This is a genomic window from Actinomadura sp. 3N407, assembly GCF_052245875.1.
Taxonomy (GTDB): domain Bacteria; phylum Actinomycetota; class Actinomycetes; order Streptosporangiales; family Streptosporangiaceae; genus Spirillospora.
Window position 1 is genome coordinate 51115 of record NZ_JBQQBP010000029.1, and the last position, 22027, is coordinate 73141.

At 68.8% G+C, this 22027-nt stretch carries 19 protein-coding genes and 3 pseudogenes; 6 read left to right on the plus strand and 16 right to left on the minus strand.

All coding sequences use genetic code 11. From position 1 onward, the window contains the following. Positions 1-2: 2 nt before the first annotated feature. Both ACTWPP_RS41215 and ACTWPP_RS41220 read right to left on the minus strand, forming a co-directional pair. Positions 3-1022, minus strand: coding sequence for a PrgI family protein (locus ACTWPP_RS41215; RefSeq protein ID WP_443109917.1), 1020 nt, complete (start codon positions 1020-1022; stop codon positions 3-5). Positions 1023-1110: 88 nt separating this feature from the next. Next, positions 1111-2334 (minus strand): proline-rich domain-containing protein, encoded by a 1224-nt coding sequence (locus ACTWPP_RS41220; RefSeq protein WP_443109918.1) that lies wholly within the window; start codon positions 2332-2334, stop codon positions 1111-1113. Between ACTWPP_RS41220 and ACTWPP_RS41225 the strand changes: the two genes are divergently transcribed. Then, complete coding sequence (locus tag ACTWPP_RS41225) at positions 2303-2677, plus strand: hypothetical protein (protein WP_443109919.1); 375 nt, start codon at positions 2303-2305, stop codon at positions 2675-2677. The genes ACTWPP_RS41220 and ACTWPP_RS41225 overlap by 32 nt on opposite strands. Before the next feature lie 67 nt (positions 2678-2744). Here the strand turns inward: ACTWPP_RS41225 and ACTWPP_RS41230 are convergent, their stop codons facing one another. After that, positions 2745-3059, minus strand: a complete 315-nt coding sequence (locus tag ACTWPP_RS41230; RefSeq protein ID WP_443109920.1) for a pilin — start codon at positions 3057-3059, stop codon at positions 2745-2747. A 35-nt stretch (positions 3060-3094) separates the two neighbouring features. Next, entirely contained in the window at positions 3095-4126 is a 1032-nt protein-coding gene (locus tag ACTWPP_RS41235) for a hypothetical protein (protein ID WP_443109921.1), read from the minus strand. A gap of 638 nt (positions 4127-4764) precedes the next feature. Here ACTWPP_RS41235 and ACTWPP_RS41240 point away from each other — a divergent pair. Together ACTWPP_RS41240 and ACTWPP_RS41245 are read left to right on the plus strand one after the other, a co-directional pair. Then, a complete protein-coding gene (locus tag ACTWPP_RS41240; protein WP_443109936.1) occupies positions 4765-5730 on the plus strand; it encodes a TRM11 family SAM-dependent methyltransferase in 966 nt (321 codons plus the stop codon). Continuing rightward, positions 5730-6023, plus strand: coding sequence for a hypothetical protein (locus tag ACTWPP_RS41245; RefSeq protein WP_443109922.1), 294 nt, complete (start codon positions 5730-5732; stop codon positions 6021-6023). Before ACTWPP_RS41240 ends, ACTWPP_RS41245 begins: the two co-directional genes overlap by 1 nt. A 110-nt stretch (positions 6024-6133) precedes the next feature. Here ACTWPP_RS41245 and ACTWPP_RS41250 read toward each other — a convergent pair whose 3' ends face one another. Further along, positions 6134-7258 carry a site-specific integrase gene (locus ACTWPP_RS41250; RefSeq protein WP_443109923.1) on the minus strand — a complete coding sequence of 375 codons (1125 nt, stop codon included), beginning with the start codon at positions 7256-7258 and terminating at the stop codon, positions 6134-6136. A gap of 1531 nt (positions 7259-8789) precedes the next feature. Beyond that, positions 8790-9980: a hypothetical protein gene (locus tag ACTWPP_RS41255; protein ID WP_443109924.1), complete on the minus strand. Its 1191-nt coding sequence runs from the start codon at positions 9978-9980 to the stop codon at positions 8790-8792. 238 nt (positions 9981-10218) lie between these two features. Here ACTWPP_RS41255 and ACTWPP_RS41260 point away from each other — a divergent pair, with 238 nt between their 5' ends. Further along, positions 10219-10380, plus strand: a complete 162-nt coding sequence (locus ACTWPP_RS41260) for a hypothetical protein (protein ID WP_443109925.1) — start codon at positions 10219-10221, stop codon at positions 10378-10380. Positions 10381-10603: 223 nt separating this feature from the next. Here the strand turns inward: ACTWPP_RS41260 and ACTWPP_RS41265 are convergent, their stop codons facing one another. Together ACTWPP_RS41265 and ACTWPP_RS41270 are read right to left on the minus strand one after the other, a co-directional pair. Next, positions 10604-11218: a hypothetical protein gene (locus ACTWPP_RS41265; protein ID WP_443109926.1), complete on the minus strand. Its 615-nt coding sequence runs from the start codon at positions 11216-11218 to the stop codon at positions 10604-10606. Continuing rightward, positions 11215-11526: a hypothetical protein gene (locus ACTWPP_RS41270; protein WP_443109927.1), complete on the minus strand. Its 312-nt coding sequence runs from the start codon at positions 11524-11526 to the stop codon at positions 11215-11217. Before ACTWPP_RS41270 ends, ACTWPP_RS41265 begins: the two co-directional genes overlap by 4 nt. 422 nt (positions 11527-11948) lie before the next feature. On the opposite strand from ACTWPP_RS41270, the gene ACTWPP_RS41275 reads away from it, so the two are divergent. Continuing rightward, positions 11949-13115, plus strand: coding sequence for a hypothetical protein (locus tag ACTWPP_RS41275; protein WP_443109928.1), 1167 nt, complete (start codon positions 11949-11951; stop codon positions 13113-13115). A 150-nt stretch (positions 13116-13265) separates the two neighbouring features. Here the strand turns inward: ACTWPP_RS41275 and ACTWPP_RS41280 are convergent, their stop codons facing one another. The 4 genes from ACTWPP_RS41280 to ACTWPP_RS41295 all read right to left on the minus strand — a co-directional run bounded on the left by ACTWPP_RS41280 (position 13266) and on the right by ACTWPP_RS41295 (position 18254). Then, complete coding sequence (locus ACTWPP_RS41280; RefSeq protein WP_443109929.1) at positions 13266-14279, minus strand: glycoside hydrolase family 6 protein; 1014 nt, start codon at positions 14277-14279, stop codon at positions 13266-13268. 525 nt (positions 14280-14804) lie between these two features. Beyond that, positions 14805-15440, minus strand: coding sequence for an endonuclease/exonuclease/phosphatase family protein (locus ACTWPP_RS41285; protein ID WP_443109937.1), 636 nt, complete (start codon positions 15438-15440; stop codon positions 14805-14807). Positions 15441-15552: 112 nt separating this feature from the next. Next, positions 15553-17844 (minus strand): tetratricopeptide repeat protein, encoded by a 2292-nt coding sequence (locus ACTWPP_RS41290; RefSeq protein ID WP_443109930.1) that lies wholly within the window; start codon positions 17842-17844, stop codon positions 15553-15555. Between the two features lie 26 nt (positions 17845-17870). Continuing rightward, complete coding sequence (locus ACTWPP_RS41295) at positions 17871-18254, minus strand: hypothetical protein (protein WP_443109931.1); 384 nt, start codon at positions 18252-18254, stop codon at positions 17871-17873. A gap of 205 nt (positions 18255-18459) precedes the next feature. Between ACTWPP_RS41295 and ACTWPP_RS41300 the strand changes: the two are divergent. Then, positions 18460-19228, plus strand: a pseudogene (locus ACTWPP_RS41300) (transposase). 87 nt (positions 19229-19315) lie between these two features. Here ACTWPP_RS41300 and ACTWPP_RS41305 read toward each other — a convergent pair. The 4 genes and pseudogenes from ACTWPP_RS41305 to ACTWPP_RS41320 all read right to left on the minus strand — a co-directional run. Continuing rightward, a pseudogene (locus ACTWPP_RS41305) lies at positions 19316-19594 on the minus strand (IS5/IS1182 family transposase); the annotation flags it as partial. 531 nt (positions 19595-20125) lie between these two features. Beyond that, the gene (locus ACTWPP_RS41310) at positions 20126-20509 is read right to left on the minus strand and encodes a hypothetical protein (protein ID WP_443109932.1); all 384 of its coding nucleotides are present in this window, start codon (positions 20507-20509) and stop codon (positions 20126-20128) included. A gap of 308 nt (positions 20510-20817) precedes the next feature. Then, a complete protein-coding gene (locus ACTWPP_RS41315) occupies positions 20818-20970 on the minus strand; it encodes a hypothetical protein (RefSeq protein WP_443109933.1) in 153 nt (50 codons plus the stop codon). 816 nt (positions 20971-21786) lie between these two features. After that, positions 21787-21894 (minus strand): annotated as a pseudogene (locus ACTWPP_RS41320) (IS3 family transposase); the annotation flags it as partial. Between the last annotated feature and the right edge of the window lie 133 nt (positions 21895-22027).

The window sequence follows — 22027 nt, forward strand, 5'->3', positions numbered from 1 at the left end:
GACTACCGCCTCCCCGGTTCGATGTGGGCGCGTCGGCGCCGACCACCGGTGGGCTCCGGGGCGGCCGTGATGGTCTCCTCCGGCGCTGCCGCCCCCGGCGGCATGGGTGGGGCGGTCGGGTCTGCCGCCTGCGCCAACACCGCGGACACCTGGGCGGCGTCGAGGATCTGTGCGTTGATCCCGGCGGCCGACAGCGCACGGGTGGTCTGCTCGGCACGCCGCACGACCCGCGCGGACGCACCCGTCACGCTTCGCCCCCCCCAGCCCGTAGCCGAGGTGGCGCCGGATGGGGCGGCCGCCTCGCGCAGCACGACCAGCACCTGCCGGGCAAGCAAGACACGGGACGCCGACAGCTCGGCCAGGTAATCGGCGTGCTCGAGCGCGGCCTCTTCCAGCGCGGGGTGCGGCAGGCCCCCGGCTTGCCGCCGCACGGCGGCGATCGCCGGGTGCAGATCGATCGGCTGCGCCCGCACCAGAATCTGCGCCGGGCCCGACAGCGAGTTCAGCCAGGCCGCGAACGCCCCGACCAGACCAGCCTGCTCATCACCGGTGCGCAACCCGAAGCTGACCGTGCTGCAGGCAACCACCGCGGCCGCGCCCTCGGCGCCCAGATCCAGCACACCGTCCGGGCCCATCGCCCGGACGGGCAACCGCAACGGCGACGCCCGCCCGGTGGCCTGCCCTTTGGGTTCGCCCGCTGCGGCCCAACTGACCGACGGCTCGTCGGAGGCGGGGACCAGCAGGCGGGGGTGGCGACGCTGGGCCAGCGCGAACACCAGCAGCCGGTCCAGCCCGACGCCGTCCCGCTCGGCCAGCGCCAGCGCCGCCGCAGCGCCCAAGACCACCACCGCGAACCCGGCGGCCACAGGCAACGGCAGCAAGGTGCGGGTGGCCTGGTAGCCCAGCCACACCATCGCGGCGGCCGGAATCAGGATCGCCAACTGCCGGGCGGTCAGATTCGCCACGATCACATCGGGGCGCTCCACATTGGCGGGGATGGTCACCCGGTACTGCTCGGACATCCAAGGCTCCTAAACCACGAGACGAACCACGAACAGGCAGGTCAACAAGCGTCGGCAGGGGGCGAGGCGATGCCGAGGCGGGGATCGGCTAGGTGAGCGGGTTCCATGGGCGCCCGGGATGAGGCGGCGGCCACACCTGCCGGTCCCCCTGCGCCGATCGCCGCGGGGGCGTGGGCGGTTGGCGCCAGTCCCCGGCGTGCGGGGGCGCCCAGGTCGTGTGCGGGTTACCCCAGCGCTGCTGCTGGCCGGTGCTATCGGGATCAGGTCGGCCGCGGTGCGCGCGCTCATGGCCGGCGGGGTCGGGTGGTGTCCACCGCTGCTCGGGGCGGCCCCAGCGCGGCTGCGCCTGCGGCTCGGACGCCGTGGGCGGGAGCGGGAGCGGCGCGGGGCCGGGTGCAGGAGCCTGCTGCGGTCCCGGCGATGGCGGTGGTGGGCGTGTTCTTCCTTCGGTGGCTGCGGACCGGCCGCCGCCCCTGACTCTGCCGAGGACGCCGCGGAAGATGACCAGCATGGCGGCCGTCCGGGCTGCCCGCACCAGGGGGCTGCGCGACAAGCCGCCCTGCCAGATCTGGCGGGAGATCCACGATGGGATGCGCACCAGGATGTACAGCAGGCACATCGCGATCCACAGATCGAGCTGATCACCAGGAGCGCGCACGCCGAACCAGGAGACCATGTCGGAAGTGAGCAGCACCCGCATCGCGGTGATGAACACCAGCGCCTGCGCCACCTGAATGGCTAGAACACCGGTGAAGGCGCGCCACCACAGCTTGGCGATCGGCTCGGTCTGCGGCAGCGCGTGACAGGCCAACGCCAGCGGGGCCGCCGCGATCAGCAGGATCGTCAGCATCACCCGGACGATGTAGATGATCGACAAGATCAGCGCCAGCAGCACGACCCAGAAGATCACCAGCACCATGAACACACCCACGTCGCCGGGGTTGATGGAGTGCACGATGATCTTCTTGAGCTGCCCGGCCGCCTGCGCGGCGTCCACGCCCTCGCCCAGCAGCGCCCCCGACAGGCCGTTGGCCAGCTCGATCGCCTGGCCGACCAGCAGCAAGCTGATGTTGGACAACACCACCGCGACCACCAGGCGCGGCGCGATGTCCTTGACCGTGTAGGAGGTCTGCACGCTCTGGTGGCCCATCACGATCAGCCCGCCCGCCAGCACGAACAACACGAAGACGCTGTTGGCGACCGTCAGCGAAGCGGTCCACAGTCCCGAGACCCGGGGCGCCTGGTCCAGCCGCGGGGTGGCCAGCAGCGACGTGCCCAGCATGTCGAACACCGGGTTGATCGCCGAGGTCACCAGGCTCTTGAACCAGCCGCTGACCATCCCCTCGAACCGGCAACTCACATCGAGCAACCCGCACCCTTCCGCACCGCCATCCGACTCAGGCGGGCTCGACGGGGCCGGACTCGACGGGGCCGAGCCGGACGGGGACGGCGAAGCCGGTGCCGGGGACGCCGGAGCCGACGGTGAACTGGGCGCCGACGTGCTCGGAGTCGGCGACGGGGTGGAGGGCGATGGGGTGGACGCGGCTGCCGACGTCGGCTCCGTGGCCTGTTCGGCGCGGACCCCGGAGACCATGCCGGTGACGGCCAGGGCCGCCAAGCCGGTGGCGCAGCAGATCAGCACGGGCTTGACCTGAGTGCCCCTTCGCAGACGCGCCATACACTGCGGCGGGCGCGGCCATCCAGGACGGGTACGCATCCGGCTCACGCCCCCACGAACCCTTTGAGGATGTTCACCAGTACCGGTGCCAGCACGGCGATGCCGTAGCCGATCGCGGCATACTTCAAGGTGTTCTTGGCTTTGCCCACCTCACCCGGGTCACCTCCGGCCAGCAGGTACCGGATCCCGCCGACCGTCAGGAACAGGGTGGCCAGCGACACCAGCAGCCCGACCAGCCACCGGGTGATGTTGTTGATCACCGTGTTCAGATCCTGCGGCGGCTCCGCCCACGCCGCTCCCGCACCCGCCACCGCCGCACCCAGCACCAGCACGGCGACGGCGACGAGGCGAAGCAGCATCGTCGTGACCACGTGAACGGGACCGGCCCGGCGGCTCATTGCGTCCCCCGGGAGTCGCCTGGCGCCCCTCGGCCTCGACCACGGCTATCGCCGCGGCGCCGACGCCGGCCCGACCGGGACAGCGATGCCGGAGAGGAAAAAGCAGACGAGGACGAGGGCTGCGGGGCCGCAGGAGACTGGCGTGCGGGGCCGCAGAAGGCTTCACCTCCTTCGTTGTGAGGGTGTTCGGGGTCGGTTGTGCCGTCCGACCGGGTGGATCGGCCCCGCACGCCAGGCGGTCGCGGCCCCAGCCCTGCCCTGGACCCCTCGGCAGGGCTCGGCCGCCGGTCTTGAGCCCGGCGAGCGTCTGCTGCCCGCACTAGGAAAAGACCGCGATCGCGGTCCGGATTGGACACCCGGTGCTCCACCTCGCCGGAGGCCAGCGCAGCGACCAGGCGACGTTCCCCACGCTGCCGGGCCTTGTAGGCGGCCTGGACACCGACGCCGAGTTCGGCTGCGGCCTGCTTGAGGGTGAGGTCCTCCAGCCGGGACCGGCCAATCAACTCCGCTGCCAGCGGCGAGAGCACGCCCTTGGCGACCGCGTCGACCAGCAGCAGGTCGGGATGGCTCCACGGAGGCGGCGGGGGCGACGACTCCAGCGGCGGCAGCGGCATCGGCGCGACACCCTGGCGGGTGTAGCGGGCCAGCAGGCCGGCACGGTAGGCCGACCACCGCAACCGGGTGATGATCCCCGGACGACTCGTATCGACGCGGTGCAGCGCGTCCACGAACCCGGTCAACAGCGCGGCGTGCAGATCCGCCGGCTCACCGCGGTAGCCCTCGGCCAGATCACCGGCCATCCGCCACAACGCCGGCAACGCCAACCCCACTGCCCCGAGCACCCACGCGGGCGACCCCGAGTGCGCCTCGGCCACCACCCGCCGCCAGACGGCATCACGCGCGGCGCGGCCAGTGGCCGGGTGCAGCAGCATCGCCTGCAACTCCCCCAACGGGAGCTGCCGCTGCGGCAGCCCATGCCCGACCGCCGCCCCATCCACAGACAGCGGCGCCGGACCCGTGACCAGCATCCGGAACGCCTCAGCGGCGGTCTCCAGCGAGGTGTGCGCGGCCGCGCTTCCTAGGGCGCGGTCCTGCGGGCGGTGACGATGTCGGTGGCGCGGCCGCTGGCCGGCCTGCCGCTCACCGGACGAAGGCTCGCCGGACGACGACCGAGGCAGGGCGGCGGGCCGCGACGGACGGGTGTGCGAACGGCGCTTACCGGTAGCTCCCATTATTGCCGGACTCCCTTCGAGCTCCACACGACGGGGGATTCAGGAGTCCATGAAGCCAGTCAGCTTAGGCATTTCTTAGGCACCGGAAACTCCGTAGGGGCCTGCCGATCGATTGCCCACCAAACGCCTAAGCCGCAGCACGCCTATGGCGCCAGCGACGGGTTGAACATGCGCGCCTAAGATCACTCCCACGGGCTCTCGTTCCAGCTCAGCGGGCTATCTGGCGAGGCCCTCCCGGGTGCGGGTGGCTGCGCCTATGGGCGCGCGCCTATGCACTCCATGAGCACATGAAAAGCTTTGACTGTGAACTGATGAACCGCCTAAAGCGTGCCGGTTGCGCGCCTAGGCGTGTGCCTAAGAAATGCCTACGCCACCGGGTTAGCTGGGGAACGTGCCGTCCAAGAAATCAGGTGGATACGCAGAAGCACACCCTCATGCCCCACCACCCCGATAATTCCGGCCACGAACCACAGCGGCCAGCCCCCGAGCCTGACAGCACTACTGAGCCGGTGCCGCTGTCGGTATGGCTAGGCGCCCAGCGCCCCGCCGCCAGCCAACGCCGCGGCCGCTACCTCCCCGACTCCACCACCCACCCCGCCAAAATGCTGCCCGCCGTCGCCGCCACCGCCATCACCGCCTACACCCAGCCCGGCGAACTCGTGCTGGACCCGATGTGCGGTATCGGCACCACGCTCGTCGAAGCCGTTCACGCCGGCCGCGACGCGATCGGGATCGAACTCGAACCGCGATGGGCCGCACTGGCGCGCGACAACCTCGACCACGCCCAAGAGCAGGGCGCCACCGGTAGCGGCGCCGTCATCATCGGCGACGCCCGCCACGCCCACGCCCTGGTCACCGATCCACAGCTGGCCGGACGGATCGCGCTGCTGCTCACCTCACCGCCCTACGGACACTCCGTCCACGGGCAGGTCCGCTCCACCCGCGACTCCGGCCAACCCGGCGTCCACAAATCCGACTACTCCTACGGCAAGACCCCCGGGAATCTGGCCCGCGGCAGCCACCAGCGGCTGCTGACCGGTTTCGCCGACATCCTGGCCGGCTGCGTGCCGCTGCTGCGGCCCGGCGGCATCGTGGCCATCACCACCCGTCCGTTCCGCCGCAACGGGCACCTGGTTGACTTCCCCGGCCAGGTCTGGGCCGCTGCCCAAGACGCTGGACTGGAACCAGTGCAGCGGCTGGTCGCGCTGCTGTGTGGCATCAAGGACGAGCGGCTGGTCACCCGGGCGTCGTTCTTCGCCGCCCACGAGACCCGCAAGGCTCGCGCCGCCGGGCTCCCTCTCCACGTCACCGCCCACGAAGACGTCCTCGTCCTCCGCAAATCGCCGCCTGCACCTGTCGACCATACGGACGAGGGCGGCACGCCAGGGAACATGCAGTGATGTGGCATGTGGTGATGTTCTCCGGCGGGATCAACAGCTGGGCCGCCGCCCGTCGCGTCGCCGACGAACACGGCACCGGCAAGCTGCAGTTGCTGTTCGCCGATACCTACGCCGAGGACGAGGACCTCTACAGGTTCCTGGAGGAAGCTGCGGCGCAGATCGGTGCACCGTTGGTCCGCATCGCGGACGGCCGAACGCCGTGGCAGGTGTTCGACGACGAGCATTACCTCGGGAATGCAGGGTGGCACCGTGCTCCCGGCGACTCAAGCAGATCCCCTGCGTACGGTGGCTAGCTAAACCCGAGCTTTGCGTCCGCCGCTGCCGTTCCCAACCAGGTCACGCATCTCCATGCACAGATCGGCTGCTTGCCTCTGCGTTCTGGCGGGAAGTTGGGCGGATGCGGTCAGTAGGCGGCGAGGATGTTTTGCATGCGTTCGGCGCCGTTTTCGATCACTGGCTGGAGTTGGTGCCGGTACACGGTCTCGGTGACGGCGGTGTTGTGGTGCCCGATCAGGTCGCTGATCTTCTGGGTGGCGACGCCGTCGTCGCTGAGTAGTGAGACGAAGGTGTGTCGCAGCTCGCGCGGGCACCAGCGGCTCCCCAAGCCTGCCGCCTGCGTCATCAGGGTGAAGCGGTCGCGGACTTGTGCGCCGGTCAGCGGGGCACCGTCCGGATGAGCGAACACCAGGCCCTGGTCGCGGTAGTCGGCGCCGGCGGCGAGCTTGTCCGCGGCCTGGGTGGCACGGGCGGCGGACAAGGCGTCCACGGCGAGTCCGGAAAGGCGCAGGCCCCGCCGGCTGCCCGGTGTTTTGGTGTCGCCGCCGAACCGGTCCGATCGCGTCACCAGCACGGTCCCGGCCGCCAGGTCCACCTGCCGCCACCGCAGCGCCCGCAACTCCTCGGTCCGCAGCCCACTGAGCAACCCCACCGCCACATAGGGCCCGAGCCGGTGCCCACCTTCCAGCGCCTCCCGCAGCAGCGCAGCCGCTTGCTGCCGCGACAGCGACGACGACGCTCGTCCGGGGCGGCCGCGTGGCGTGTCGACGAATTCGGCGACGTTCCGTGCGACCTTGTCGTGCCGCTGCGCACGCCGCAACGCCCGCTTCAGCAGCCCGTGCACGATCCGCAAGGTGCTGGTCGTCAGGTGGTGCGCACGGCCCAGAAGCCACGTCTCGACCGCGTCAGCTGACAGGATCCGCACCCGTACCTGCCCAAGCTGCGGAATCAGATGCCGATCGACCAGCGTGCGGTAAGTCTGCACGGTCGTCTCCGCCAGCTCCTTGCCAGCCAGTACGGTCAGCAGATCCTCAGCGGCGCGTTCGACGGTGTAGTCGCGCTCAGCCCACACTCCCCGCTCCAGGTCATCGACCGCCTGGACGAGCTTGCGCATCAGCAGCCGCTGCGTGGGTGCCTTGCGCTTCAACCGGCACCGCCGGCCATCCGGCCGGCGGCCAAGCGAGATCGCGCCCGTCCATCCCTCGCCCTCACGGTAGATCGACGCCCGGTACTCCCCCACCCACACCCGCATGACCGTCCTCGCCAACGGACCCCCGCGACCCACTCTCGCCCACATCAAGACACCAGGATCACCGAACCGTTGAGACGTCCCCGCACGTCCCAGGCGACAGCCCCGGCTCGCCTTGAGGGTCTGCGTCGCCGCCCATGCGCTTCCCCACGAGAAGAACCTGCAGCAGCACTCCCCTGCCCAGTGAGCCGGCCTTGGTGGGCGCGGGTCTAGAAGACCGATCCATCGCACGGCGTTCGACGCGAGAGGTCACTCGCCGCAACGAACACCGAGCACGTTCGGCGTAGCCACCCTTACGACCGGTCCCGTCAGACCCTCCGGTTCGACACCAATCGGCGACGGCTCATTACGGGCCATGCCGCTGGCCGGTGACTGACGCCGCCGCAGGACCCATTTGACCCCGAGCATGCGGTCAACCGCCCTGCTCCGGGTGACGCTGCTCGTTATGTGGCACGACGAGGTGGCCAGTGTGGTCCTGCTCGTTACTCTTCTGCTGCACGCCTCAGGCGAGCACCCCCACCGACCTGGCGGGTGATGGACACGACGCCCGCACGGAATCGTCGTTGGGTGTGCTGGCCGCCGAGGTCGATCCGCGCGTCGCCAACCTCGTCCGCACCGCTACCACCTCCGCCCGACGACTGGCCACGGCTGAGGGCCGCGACGTCCACGCCCAGTAGCGCGTCCACGTCACCGGAGGCCTGGACCGCCACCGCAAGGCCGGCTCATCAGGTCTCCGACTACAACGACAACGGGGCAGCGCGGCCAGGGCCGCGCCGCCCCGTTAGAAACTGTCTGTGGCCCTTGAAGGCGCCGGGGCGCGGGGTTGGCAACGTAGCGAGCCTTCGGGCCAGCAGCGCCAGCGGGGCGAGGGTCCTGCAGCGTTGCGGGAAGGGCTTTGCCAGCTCGAGTGTGTCCATGCCGCGACGCTAAGTCGCCGCGGCCGAGCGGAGCTGAGAAAACGGAACTTGTGGATAACCTGTGCCGCTTCTCCGGTATCAGCAGGTGCCGAGCAGGCGGGTGAGCGCCGATTCCTCCGCAGCGTCGATCGTGAGACGGTAGCGGTGCTTCACGTCAATCCACGACCCCCTCTGTGTCAGGCTCAGGTGAGACATGAGGGATGAAGTTCCTTAACTGATATGAGTAGAACAAAACGGGTACCGAGCAGAGTAACGATGACCAGCCATGACCTCCCGTCAGGTGAGGGGCCACGAGCCGGCAGGCCCCGGCGGACCTCCAGCGTCGCCCACAAGTTGCGGATGGTCGAGGAGTACAACGCGGCCGAGCATGGCGAGAAGGGTGCCTTGCGGCGCCGTGAGGGGCTTTACGAGTCCAGCATCCAGTTGTGGCGGCGTCAGCGTGACGCCGCCGAGTTGACCGCGTCGGGCCCGGCTCCCGTGCACCGGCTCCCCGTCGCTCATCAGTCGCCAGCTTGCTCTCCGATGGTGTAGTTGGGACGCCCTCTCGCTACGGTCCGCACGATCGGCAACATGTGCAGAAGGCGGCACAGAGAGCTGATGAATCGTTTCCGGGCGTGTTATCGGGTCAAGCCGCGGACGGTTTCACCCTCGAGGAGGGGTTTGTCTGCGGGACCTTTGATGTACGGCCCCCGGTAGATCACTTTGTGTTGCTGCAGGCTGGGATACCACTGACGGACCTTGTGCATGCGGACGACCCAGCGGTGCCGCCAGTCACGGCCGGTTGGGGTGGGGTCGCCGGGCTGGGCCGTGCGGCGGAGTTGGACGACCCGGACGTCGGGCGGCACACCGGCGCGGTCGGCCCGCACTTGGGCGCTGTGATTGACGGCAGCCTGCTCGATGGTGCCGATGCGTTGCTCGCATAGACGCCAGAAGGCATACAGAAACCGGATGTGGAAGGTGTCGTCGGGGTCGTCGAGCTGGCTGTCGGGGGTGTATTCGCCGATCACACGGTTCTCGTCGCGTCCTTGGGCCGCATGCCAGTCGCGGGTGGCCTCGCCGGAGCTTTTTACGACCGTGAAGTAGTCCTTCAGCGCCTGGGTCTGCTCGGGAGTGGCGGCGTATCGGAAGGCGACGCATTTGATCGCGTCCAGCAGCAGTGGCGGTAGCGGGGTGCCCTGTGCCCTGGCGGTGGCGGCGAACTGCAGAAAGGTGTCGGGCCGGACCGGGCCGTGGGTGTCGTTGTAGCTCGACATCCGGACGGCCGGAATGTAGTCCAGTGATGCGAAGTCGGCAGTGGGGTGCAGGATCGTGGATGGGATGCGCCAGGTGAACGCACGCAGGTCACCGATGTTGCCGCCGGCGGTGCGGACGAGGACCGGGTGGGGCAGCATCACCAGTCCGGTCAGGCTGGGTAGGTCCTCTTCGCCGAGCAGTTCCAGATCTTCCAGGGTGAGGCTTTGGGCGGCGGCGATCACGACGTCACACATCTGCGGAGACAGGACGTACAGATCGGCTTCGGCCAGGTAGCGGGCCTCGTCGGCCACTACCGTCTCGGTCGCCGCCGCCCAGTCGGTGAACGGGGGGAATGGGTGCTGGTAGCCCATACCGCCAAACAGCAGGGCGCTTGCGGTGGGCTTGTGGCCACGCAGGTGCGCGACCTTCACCGCGAACGCGTTCCGTAGTTGCTGCTGGTGCATTTCCCGGGCGATCGGCGCAGACTGCAGATGCTGCATCGTGGCGATCCGCGCCTCGCGGGCCGCCCGGGCTCCACTCGCCAGAGTCCATGTCTTTGTCCGCTTCTTGGCCACTACCGAACACCTCCCAGAAATCAAAGCATGGCAGGCCGGTCGGACACTTAGCCTTCCCAAGAGCCCTTCACGCTCTTTCCAGCATCCAAAGAGGGGAAGACGAAAGCGTCCGCCACGGGTCGTCCACCTCGACGACGTCGCCGAACGCATCGACCAAGGCGAGGGCGTCTCTGGCCCCGCACGCCCGGGCGAATGATCAAGGCCGCCCAGCCAGCCGCATCGGCGTTGACCCCCGAACATGGCCAACACCATGCTCGACGAACCCCAGTTCAATGTCTACGACAAGTTCCTGTCCAACGCAGACGTTGTCGGCCTCTTCCTGCAGGTCTGGGCCGGCTCGGCCCTGCAGGAAGAGGCCTCCGCCGAAGCACTCGGCCGGTTGCTGGCGCCTATCCGGTAGTTGACCTGCATGTGCGTTCCTGGTCGTCGTCGGCGCCATCCCCGAGGTCACCCGGGCCGTGGGCCGGGCCGCCGGTGAGCGAGGTGTGCCATCTCGGCACTGGTTGACAGGACCGCAGACGGCCGGACGCGTGGTGGGTAGAGCATGGCCGCCATCGTGACGGCGGCCATGCCCTGTCGTCTGGAACTTGGTGAGGTGTAAAGCCTGCTCGTGGTGTGCCGGGTCAGTGTGCGGGTGGGGTCCAGATCCAGGCGCGGGTGCGGGTCTCTTTGCAGGTGATGCGCTGGGGTTTGTAGGCGGTGGGGTCGATGAGGCCGCCACCCTCGGTGACGTCGGTGTAGAGCCGGTCGGAGACGATCACGGCCAGGTCGGCGGTGTCGGCGGCGATCTTCTTGAACGCCGGGGCGTCCAGGAGCCGGAACAGGTGGACCAGCGCGGGGCCGGTGACGCCGTGGTCGTCGCTGTGGACCCGGCCGGTGTGCACGGCCAGCCGTAGTTTCAGCTGGGCAGCGTGGCTGGACAGCCGGTTGTAGCGGCGCAGCACCGCGACCAGGTGGTGGGCGAAGGGGTCCAGCAGGTGCTCGGCGGCCACGTCGGGTGGGACGATGAACAGTGCACCATCCCCGCGGTCTTCGCGGTAGGAGGCCGCCCAGGGCACGCGGGTGATCCGGCAGGCCTCAGCGATCAGCGCGTACATCTCCCGGCGCAGATGCAGCTGGGTCCGCGCATTCGAGCGGGCACCGAACCTGCAGATGTCGACGGCGGCCAGCGTGGTGGGCACCGGCGACGGCAGACCCTCGCCCGTCGACAGGGGTAGGCGGGGCGCGTCCTGGCTCACGCGGACGGCTCCGAGCGCCAGGCCGGGTGCCGGGCCGGGTGCCGGGCGAGGCAGTCCGGTGGGCAGGGCTGGTCGGTGGGATCGCTCCAGTACTCGATCAGTTCCTGCTCGGTCATCTCGACCGGCGGGACGGCTGGGGCCGGCCGAGCGGTGTGCAGCTCCCAGGTAGAGATCAGCAGGAACAGCAGCATGTCGTCATCGCTGAACCGGGTGGTCGCGGTGGGGACGGTGTGGGCGCCGAGTGCCGTGCGGTGCCGGCAGGCAACGGGGCGGGCTAGGCCGTGGATGGTCGGTATGCGTACGGACATCAGACGTGCGGTCCTTGCTGGTTGGGGTCGAAGTGACGATCACTAGTACGCCAGAGACACCGGGTTGCGGACCAGCACAAATGACAGGTCGCATCACATCGGAAAATCGCAACAGAGCCTGACATCCAGGTATTCGGACATCGGTCCCATCCATGCCGTTTATCGGGTGAATTCTGTTCTAATACTGACTGGTTTGCGTCTCCTGACTCAAATGATCAAGGCCGTTGTGCTTCAGAGCGATCCAGATTGATGCGGATCGCTGTGAACAGCAACAACGAGCAGCCAGGGCGAGCCGGATCCGAACGGTCCGCAGCACCGTGGATCACGCGTCAAATACCCTGAACTGGCGCACCGATGAGAACATGCTCCCCAGCATTAACGATCAAGCAGGGCGACGCCCGGACACGTTAGGGCTCTCACAAATGACGATCGACCCCCCGTCGGCGCACACGAAAGTGGGCGACGAGTTCATCCTCGATCTCCGCCGGTTCATCAACGCCTGCTGCCTACCCAGCGACCGGGAACTGGTCCGGCTGACCCGCAAGGTCATCGCCGATCGAAGACGGGAGATACCGGCGCTGCAGGATGTGACGCAGGCCGTGTTCAGCCGGGTGATGACGGGCAAGCGGCAGGGACCCCCGGCATGGGGGTGGGTGGCCACCGTGGTGCTGACCTGTTTGGACTTCCACGCCGGGAGCGGGGCCAAGCTCGACTTCGACGGGCCGGTCACTTTGCAGGGGTGGTACACCCGCTACCAGGAGATGCGTGACCAGCTGGCCCGGGTGCCGGTCTCCCAGCCCGTCGCCGTACCAGCGCCCAAGACAGCAGACGCCGAGGCCAAGCAGGACCACCGGCAGACCGATGTCTCTGGCGCATCAGCACCCGGCGCGGAAAGCACCGACGCCCGAGAGTCACCCCCGCTGGACGGCCCCGTGTCCACGCCTCCGTCACCGCCGCCCGGGCCCCCCGACCCTCATCCCACGCTGCCGGCGCGGGAGTTGCGCTTGGCGGACCTGCACGACAACGCGATCGAGTCCTGGCTGCCCGTCCTGGGCCGCCTGCAATCCATGGCGCACCGCCGGTACTACGGCCTGCTCGGCCAGCACGGCACCGACCTGCTGAGCGCGGCCGAGGACGGTGACCGCGAGGCCACCTCCCGGCTGGGTATCCTGCTGTTGTGTCACGACCTGCCCAGTGAGGGCATGGCCTGGCTGCGGTCCGCCGCCCGCCACGGCGACGAACCCGCCGAGATCCTGATCAGCGCTGCCCCCAGCCAGCGCCGGCAGCTGGCCGCCGAGTTCGCCTACGAGTTCACACTCCCCGGCTACGCCCAAGACCGTGCCGACGGCTCCTCCCCGACCGGCGCCGAGATCTATTACCGCGCTGCGGCCGCCGCCGGGCACATGGGCGCGACCGTCCGGATGGGCCTGATCTACGAGGCCCGCGGCGAGATCACCACCGCACTGCACACCTACGCCCAGGCGGCGGCCCAGGCCCACCCCGAAGGCATCGGTCACTTCGCGCGTCTCAACAACCAGCTCGTCGGTGACTGGAGCAACCGCCGACACCACGAACCTCCACCCCCATGAGCAGCCGCATACCGGCTGTGGTTCGGGCTGGGCGGGTAGGTCAGAGACCATGGCCAAGCACACACCGATGGACAAGGACCCAGTGTGCCCTCGACCGAAACCAGGTCGAGGGCTCACCGGTATGGGTGCGGGCGGCGCGCCCGCGAGCGGTTATCGGGTGCCGTCGATCAGGCGGATGGCCAGGTCGGGGCTGAACTGGCCGGCGGGGATCCCGGCGCCGATTCCGCAGTCGCCGTCGGAGTCGCCGGGGACCTTGACCCACAGTTCCAGTTCAGCGTCGGATCCCTCGCGGGGCGGGGTGCCGAGCCTGCGTCCGGCCGGGTTGCACCATTCACCGTTGGAGCCGTTGCCGTTGCGGCTGGTGTCGACCACGAAAGTCTTGCCGCTGGGGAGCCCGGCGTTGACGGCCTTGGCGTAGGTGATCGACTGTTCGGTGGTGTAGTAGTTCGACACGTTGACCGAGAAGCCGCGTGCGTCCGCGATCCCGGCGGCCTGCAGACGCTGGGCCATGGTGCCGGCGGGAATCCAGTTGGCGTTGGCGGCGTCCAGGTAGACCCAGGCGTTCGGCGCCTTCTGCTTGAGCTGCTGCACACCGTATTTCAGCAGGTCGAGCCGGGTCTGCCGCTCGGTGTCGTTCGGCAGGCAGTCGAGTTGGGCGACCGCGTCGGGCTCCACCACGACGATCGCCTGGCGGCTGCCGATGGCCGTGGCGAACTGCCCGATCCAGGTGCGGTAGGCCTCCGGGCTGCCCGCGCCGCCGCCGGAGTGGCTGCCGCAGTCACGGCCCGGGACGTTGTAGGCCACCAGCATCGGTGTGGCGCCGGTCTGCTCGGCGCCGCCGACGTAGCGGGACACCGCCGCGGTGATGTCGCTGTTCCAGTTGCCGAACCAGCGTGCGATCGGCCGGTCGGCGATGGCCGCCTTGATGCGAGCGGCCCGCGGGTCGCCGGGGTTGGCGGCGACCCAGGCCGCCGGGTTGGAGTTCGGGTCGACGTACAGGTTGGCCGCGGCGATCGCCTTGGCCGCGGGCGCGGCGTAGGAGACGGCGCCCACCTTGGCGGCCTGCGGTTGCTGTCCGGTGAAGTAGGCGCCGGTCAGCGCGGCCGTCGACGCGGTGAACGCGGCGACGGCGGTGATGGTCCATCTACGTAGAGCGGGGAGCACGGGGGTTCCTTCGTTGTCCGGTGTCATGGCGGGTTGCCGTCCGCGGGCTCTTCGGTCATATTTCAGGGGCATAGGGATGCGGACGTGTTCAATGCACTTTCTCTGGCCGTTTCCCGAGAAGCTACCGACGTGCTTAAATTCGAGTCAAGAGCTTTTTCACGTTTTCCCATTTCCGTCCAACTGCCGAGCATCCCGCCGCCATTGTGAGCCGCTGAAAAGGGACCGGCCTATCTGGGGGCGTCCGACCACAGCTGACGACTGAGAAGATGCCCGTGCTAGAGGACCCCGCGTGCGTGCCCGGCGCCGCCGGCCACGTCGATTCCCATCGTTCCTCCGGGCCGGAGTCGTCACCGTACTCATCGGCTCCCGGAACCCCGCCATGTTCTGGTGCACGGCCAGCCCCGGTGACCTGTCGGCCCGCCATTGCCAGGGCGGTCACCATCCCGGTGTCCACCGGTCGCCGACGTCCTCGCCCGGGGGCGCCTCCGCGCAGATCCGGCGCGGTCGCTCGGCGGTGGAGCAGGGTCAGGCGGGGTGGTCGAGGGTGATGACGAAGGGGCAGTGGTCCGATGCCTTGGGGTTGTCCAGGCCTACGCCGTTGAAGCGTTCACCGGTGTAGCGATCGGCGCGTAGTGGCAGGCCCTTGCGCATGATCTCTGGCGGGTTGGGGTTGGCGTCGGCCAGCGAGCGTGAGGGCAGCAGGTAGTCCAACTGGGAGTAGTGCTTGCGGCGCTTGTAGTAGTGGGTCCACCGGTCGGCTTCGGGTAGCCGGGTGACCACGTTGTCGACCTGGTCCCATTCGACCAGGTCACCGATGGACGGTTCGCCCTGATCGTCGGCCTGCATGTAGTCGTTGAAGTCCCCGCACACGATGAACGGGTGCGCGCCGGCGTTGTCGCCGAAGCGGTCGCGGATGATCTGTTTGACGGCGTGGGCCTGGCTGCGGCGCCGCGGCCCGGTGGTGTCGCGGCCGCCCATCATCGATTTGAAATGCTGGACGAACAGCGTCAGTACCTGCCCCGGTGCGGGCCATTGGATGTCGACCTCGAGGCAGTCGCGGGAAAACAGCGCCCGGGTGGGGGCGCGTCGCTGCCGGCCTCCGTGCCCAGATCGACTTGAGATCCCAGTGCGTGAAGAGGTTCCGCTGCGCAGCGGTACCATTTCCGGGCAGGGTTCCTCGGCAGACACGCCTCAGCCGGAAGTACAGCGACTTCTTCGCCTCATCGTCGCTGGCGATCTGAGCGATTCCGGGACCTCCCCGACCGACGCACGCCTACCCCAGGCTCGCCTGGCCGCGCCAGTATGCCAAATTGCGGTGGGTGCTGGAGGTGTGGGGGTGGTCGGGGCCGAGTACTCGCAGCTGGTCGGCGAGTAATTGTTCGAGGGCGGTGGCTGCACCTGGCGCGTCACCCGCTTCTCCTCGCCAGTGCGCGAAGTAGTGGCGGGTGTTCAGGGTGCTGGGGTGGTCGGGGCCGAGTACTCGCAGCTGGTCGGCGAGTAATTGTTCGAGGGCGGTGGCTGCACCTGGCGCGTCACCCGCTTCTCCTCGCCAGTGCGCGAAGTTGTGGCGGGTGTTCAGGGTGCTGGGGTGGTCGGGGCCGAGTACTCGCAGTCGGTCGGCGAGTAATTGTTCGAGGGCGGTGGCTGCACCTGGCGCGTCACCCGCTTCTCCTCGCCAGTGCGCGAAGTTGTGGCGGGCGTTCTGTGTGCTGGGGTGGTCGGGGCCGTGTCTCCGGATGAAGTAGGCGAGTATTTCCTCGAAGAGGCTGGCAGCGCCCGCTGCGTCTCCGGCTTTACCTCGGCAGTACGCGAGGTTGCCTTTTGTGTCCAGGGTGCCGGGATGGTCGAGGCCGAGTACTCGTTGTCGGTCAGTCAGCAGCTGTTGGAGCTCGTCTGCCGCACTGGCCATGTCTCCGGCCTCTCCTTGCCAAGTTGCGCAGTTGTAGCGGGCAGTCAAGACGTCGGGGTGATCGGGGCCGAAGATGCGTTGGGCGGTGGCGAGAAGTTCGGCGTTGGCGATGTGGGCAGCAGCCACCTGACCTGCGTGGCCGAGACTGTTGGCTGCGTGAAACAACACGGGGTGGCCTTGGTTGTTTCGCTCCCAGAGGACTACACCGGTACTGGTGTGAAGTGCGACGGTATTAGCACGTAGCGTTGTGCTGAATTGCTGGCTGGAGAAGTTTTGGTGGATCCCAGGCCAGACGCTGAGGAGAGCCTCTGCAGCCGTGTGGACGACTTCGGTGAACAGGGTCGGGCCAAGGTCTGATTGAGCGATGAGACTTTCGCGCGTGGCGCGTTGGATGAGTTGATGTACACGGACTTCGAGGTAAGTGGCGGTGCGGTTGTGATCGATGAGGCTATTTCGGTGCAGGACCCGCAGCGCCTCATCCACCGCCTCCGCATCCACCCCGCGATCCTGGGAGGCTGCGGGTAGGTGGCTGGTCAGATACTTCAGTGCGGGCGGGCTGGTCAGCACGGATTGGGGGATGCCGGCGGGGTCCAGGACGCTGGCCAGGAACAGCACCGGCCGGGCCAGCCCGGTCGGAAAGGCCCGGTCGGCCTGGTCGATCGACAGCTCCCAGGTGGTCGCGACGATCCGCTCGTGATCGTCGGGCAAGTCCTGCTGGTCGGGCAGGACGCGGTGTAGCAGCCGGGTGTCCAGTAACCGCCGGTAGGCGGCGCAGTCCAGATCGGCGTTGAGCATGTAGGCCGTGGCCTGCGCCAGCGCCAGCGGCAGATACCCCAACTCGCGGGCCAGTGCGTCGGTCTGGACGGGGTCGGCGGCACGGTCGGCGAGCTTGGCCGACAGATAGCAGCTGGCCTCGTCCTCTGTGAAGATGCCGACCTCGATGACGCGGCGGCCGATGGCGGCCAGGGCGGCGTGACGCAGCCGCGTGGTGACCACCACCTGCCCGCCCGCCACCGACACCCCACCTGAAGATCCATCCGAGGACTCACCCGAGGACCCGCCCGTGGTCGTGGTGGCGCCTGTGGTGGTGACCGCCGTTGGCCACAGGCCCCGCATGTCGCCGGGGCTGCACACATCGTCCAGCACCACTAGCCACCGCCGGGTGGTGGTCTCGGCCCAGGTCAAAAACTCCCGCGCCGACCGTTCGGGATCCTTCCGGCCGGCCGACGGCAGACCCAGCCGCAGTGCGGCGTCGGCGTAGGCGGAGATCACCCCGTCACGATCGGCCGCCTCCACCCACACCAGCACATCAATGCCCTGTCCCCACGCATGCCGGGCGTAGGCCGCAGCCAGCTGGGTCTTACCCACTCCACCCATTCCCGCCAGAACCCGGGTGGTCGCCTGCGCGCTGGCCTGGGTCAGCATCACCGTGCCGCCGTCCTCGGCCGCCGCCCGCACCCGCTCGGCAACCGCGCGTTCCTGGAAACAATCCGCCAGCCGCGGCACCACTCCGACCCGGACCCGGTCCACCGCCGGCTGTGCCGCCCCTGGCGCCGCCGCTTCGCCCAGCGGGTAGTGGTGGTGATGATGGGTGATCTGGTCGCCAGCGATCTGAGTGACCTCGCCGCCGTCCTTGACCCGGGCGTCCTGCGACACCCCATCCCCTCGACGCCCAGGGCCGCTCATGGCTGGGCGGGCGGGTCCTGGTCTCCCCCGACCTGGGAGACTTCTCCGTCCTTGCGGGCCTGGGCGCGCTGGCGCACCTCACCGGCCGCCCCGCCACCCGATGACGCCGAACCAGTCTGTCCGGTCTGGTCCCCGCCCACCTGCAAGATCCGGCCGCCCGAAGCACGGGCACTCTGTCGCACCCGCCGCCCCGCTGCGCCCGAACCCGCCGCCAGCCCGTAAACCGTCAGTGACAGGCCCGCCACCGCCGCCAGCGCCCCGACCACGCTGCCCAGCTTGTCGGCTTCGTCCAGTCCCACTGCCGCGAAGTACACACCGAGCCCGGCCACGCCCGCCAACGTCAATCCCGCACCCATCCACACCCAGCCACGATTCGCCATACCGACATCATCAACACCAACCCCACCGCCCTGCCACCAAACGCACCAGACCGGCCACCACCTCGACCATGGTTTCCCCACGGAATACTTGCCCGATGCCGCGCCATGGGCCGTCACGATCTCCTACCCGAATGTCGTTAACAAAGCGGGTCGTCAGCTAAAGGCTGTCCCGTAACGACGGACGATCTTGGTCGTTAATCTTGCCGTGGAGCAAGTGATCAGGGCCGATCGGGACGAGTGGGTGCCGGTGTTCACCGGCCTGTCGGTGCGGCAGTTCTGCCGCCTGGTGCGGATCGTTGCAGGTCGGGGCGGTGAGCAGACCGGCACCGGGCGGCGGTGGAGCCTGCCGCTGGCCGACCGGGTGCTGCTGATCGCGGTGTACTACCGCACCAACCTCACGCTCCGGCAGGTCGCGTTGCTGTTCGGGGTGTCCAAGTCGGCCGCGCACCGGGTGGTTGACCACCTGGCGCCGCTGCTCGCACTGGCCCCGGTCGCCCGCCGGCACGGCCCGGACACAGTGCTGATCGTGGACGACACGCTGGTGCCGTCCACGATCGGACGATCACCGCACGGTCGAAGAACTACCGGTACTCGGTGAACATGCAGGTCGTCATCGACGCCAACACCCGGCTGGTGGTCGCGGTCGGCCGTCGGGCAACCACAACGACTGCACCGCCTTCGGTGACTCCGGTGCCCAGGGGGCCTGCCGGGGCGCGCACGTGATGGCCGACGGCGGCTACCAGGGAACCCGGCAGGTCATCATGCCCTACCGGCGGTCCCGCGATGGTGCCGACCTGCCCGTCTGGCAGTCCGAACTCAACACCGTCCACAAGCGCGTGCGCGCCCGCGTCGAGCACACCTTCGCGCAGATGAAGTGGTGGAACATCCTGCGCAACTGCCGCCGCAAAAGCGACGGCGTCCAACACGCCACTCGCGGCATCGCCCTCATGCGCAACCTGGCGATCGCCGGCTGACCGGCCCCGGACCGGTAGTTCCTCGCCAGCACGCCTGGCAGCGCTTCTCCATCATTACGGGACAACCTTTAGGTCGTGTTTCTCGGATCATGTGCGAAGCCAGATCGCGAGGGTGGCGACGGTCACGGTGCCGAGGTAGACGTAGGCGCGTTTGTCGTATCGGGTTGCCACGGCCCGGAAGTTCTTGAGGCGATTGATCGCCCGCTCGACGACGTTGCGCTTGCGGTACCGCTGTTTGTCGAAACCGGTCGGGCGGCCGCCGGCCGAGCCGCGTCTGCGGCGATTGGCCCGCTGGTCCTTGGGCTCGGGAATGGTGTGCCCGATCTTGCGCCGGCGCAGGTAGCGGCGGTTCCTGCGAGAGCTGTGGAGCAGGTGGCGCTGGTTCCAGATCAGCGTGCGGTCCAGGAGTTCACGGCGGTAGGTCTGCACGCACCGCTCCATCACGGCGTTCGTCCTGGGTATCCGCACCCCGGTCAGCACCACCCTGATGCCGGCATCGGCCAGGACGGCGTCGAACAGATCCGGGAACCTACCGTCCCGGTCACGGATCACAAACCGTGCCCGGCAACCCGCGTCCTCCAGGTCCATGACCAGGTTCCGCGCCGCCTGGGTCACCCACGGGGCGGTCGGGTGAGCAGTGGCGCCCAGAACCCGGACACGGCGGGTGTGATGCTCGATAACCGCCAGCACGTACTTGCGGGCGCCGGTGAGGGGCACGGTCTCCAGGAAGTCACACGCCGGCAGTGCCCCGGCCTGCGAGCGCAGGAACCGGGCCCAGGTGGTGGCGGAACGCTCGGGCGCCGGGTCGATGCCGGCGTCGGTGAGGATCTCCCAGACGGTAGAGGCCGCGACCTTGACGCCGAGCACCAGCACCTCGCCGTGCACCCGCCGGTAGCCTCAGCTCGGGTTCTCCCGCACCAGGCGAAGGACGAGAGCCCGGATGGAACGGACGGTCGGTGGTCGCCCCGGCCGCTTGGGTCTGGAGCGAGCGGCGTGCCGACCCGCGACCAGGTCCCGGTGCCAGCGCAGCACCGTGTCCGGCCGCACCAGGAGCCGCATCCGCCGCAACACACCGCGAGGTTGCCGGTGCAGCAGCGCCGCGAGCAGTGCTCGATCCGGGCCGGCGAACCGCGCCCTCGCCCCCTCCAGCCGGCGCTCCAGCACCGTGATCTGATGTCGCAGCACCAAGATCTCGGTGTCCTTCTCCCGGTCGGTCTTCGGAAGCAGACGCAGCACCGCGAACGTGTTCGCCACGGTCAAGTAGGCAAGTCGCAACAGCACAACCGCCCATCATCCCGGGGCGAGGGCGGTGTCGTGGCCTGTCCCGCGACGGTTCCCAGCCCTGCGCCGCAACCCGCCGGACATTACGTCTCTCACCTGCACGGACGTACTTTTCGGCAAGCACAGCGTCCGCCCAACGTCTCCGGCGGCCCACCGTCCGCTGGCCTCTCACCGATTCCACGGGCGGGCATCCTCCCTTGTTCCCTCTAGGTGGCCAACGGTGGGATGTGACGGCAGCGCCACGCGGGCCCTAGGGCACCGCAGCCGTCCGCGCCCAGTAAGCAACGGACAGAAGCTCTGCGTAGGTCTCAAGGCCGCGTCACCATGTTGTCGCGGCACCATGCGTCTACCTCGAATGCGTCCTGACGGGCCTGATCGACCGTAGGGTTGGCAACGAACGCTGCCGCTATCTGATTCAGCGCGTCCGCCTCACTTGCCGCCGCCGTGGTCATCGTCGTCACCTGCGCGTTGTCGTCTAATGGGTGCGTTACCGCCTGCCGTGCCGTCCGGCATGCCCTCACCGTCATCGGATCCGGCGACCAGCTCGACACTGGCGCGGCCGTAGGGCTGGGGGCATCCAGCATTCGGTCAAGAACGATGTACGCGACGGACGTCATAGCCGCGGTGACCATCGCAGTAACGGCTATAAGACCAGCCACAGACGGGCGACGACCCGCCCTCGGGTGGTACGCACCGCCGGAGTCATCCGCGCTCACAGACGCCCCCTCTTCGCCGCGGTCCTGCTGCGAGGAGTACTCACAGTGGGCGCTGCGCGTGCGCATCCGCGGTCTCGGCTTCGTGACGGCCATTTCAAGATATCCTCAACGGTTGGCATCGCGCTGGGCGCCGGCTCCAGTGGGCCGGACACTCCCGAGAGGAAGTTGAGGACGGCGCCGACCGCGTTTGTCTCCTCGTGGGCCGGGGCCATCCCGCTCGCGGCGTCGGTGACGCAGCTGAGCATCGAGCCACCGCCTACAAGGACCGTGGCGGATAGCGCGGTGGTCGTACCTCCTCGGCATCGCCCCTCTAGGCTGCTGGAAGGGCCTTGCCTCCGCCCATCCCCGCTGAGCCGAGACTTACGGTGCCGTCACCAGGTACCGCGACGGCAGCAAGTGCCGGTAAGTGGGGTTACCGAACACCCCATGCCTACTGCGCCGGGACGAGCTCGACCGAACCCGGCGTTCCCCGCAGTGCGTAGATGTACATTGGTGGGACGGCCGTCCCCACGCCTGGCATAGACCCGGGGACGGCCGTCATCACACGCGCTGCCGGTCCCGGCGGTGCACGCCGTGCAGGCCATGGGCGCGCATCAGCCGCTCCACCGTGCACCAGGCCACCTGCACGCCCTGGCGGCGCAACTGCTTGTGCACGCGGTAGGTGCCGTAGGTGCGGTAGGTGCCGTAGGTGCCGTAGGTGCCGTAGGTGCCGTAGGTGCCGTAGGTGCCGTAGGTGCCGTAGGTGCCGTAGGTGCCGTAGGTGCCGTAGGTGCCGTAGGTGCCGTAGGTGCCGTAGGTGCCG

Coding starts and splice junctions, on each gene's coding strand:
- ACTWPP_RS41225 (WP_443109919.1), top strand. CDS start 2,303: ATGTCGAACACCGGGTTGATCGCCGAGGTCACCAGGCTCTTGAACCAG.
- ACTWPP_RS41295 (WP_443109931.1), bottom strand. CDS start 18,254: ATGGCGAATCGTGGCTGGGTGTGGATGGGTGCGGGATTGACGTTGGCG.
- ACTWPP_RS41260 (WP_443109925.1), top strand. CDS start 10,219: ATGGCCAACACCATGCTCGACGAACCCCAGTTCAATGTCTACGACAAG.
- ACTWPP_RS41275 (WP_443109928.1), top strand. CDS start 11,949: ATGACGATCGACCCCCCGTCGGCGCACACGAAAGTGGGCGACGAGTTC.
- ACTWPP_RS41240 (WP_443109936.1), top strand. CDS start 4,765: ATGCCCCACCACCCCGATAATTCCGGCCACGAACCACAGCGGCCAGCC.
- ACTWPP_RS41235 (WP_443109921.1), bottom strand. CDS start 4,126: ATGCTGGTCACGGGTCCGGCGCCGCTGTCTGTGGATGGGGCGGCGGTC.
- ACTWPP_RS41215 (WP_443109917.1), bottom strand. CDS start 1,022: ATGTCCGAGCAGTACCGGGTGACCATCCCCGCCAATGTGGAGCGCCCC.
- ACTWPP_RS41245 (WP_443109922.1), top strand. CDS start 5,730: ATGTGGCATGTGGTGATGTTCTCCGGCGGGATCAACAGCTGGGCCGCC.
- ACTWPP_RS41230 (WP_443109920.1), bottom strand. CDS start 3,059: ATGCTGCTTCGCCTCGTCGCCGTCGCCGTGCTGGTGCTGGGTGCGGCG.
- ACTWPP_RS41285 (WP_443109937.1), bottom strand. CDS start 15,440: ATGGTACCGCTGCGCAGCGGAACCTCTTCACGCACTGGGATCTCAAGT.
- ACTWPP_RS41250 (WP_443109923.1), bottom strand. CDS start 7,258: ATGCGGGTGTGGGTGGGGGAGTACCGGGCGTCGATCTACCGTGAGGGC.
- ACTWPP_RS41270 (WP_443109927.1), bottom strand. CDS start 11,526: ATGTCCGTACGCATACCGACCATCCACGGCCTAGCCCGCCCCGTTGCC.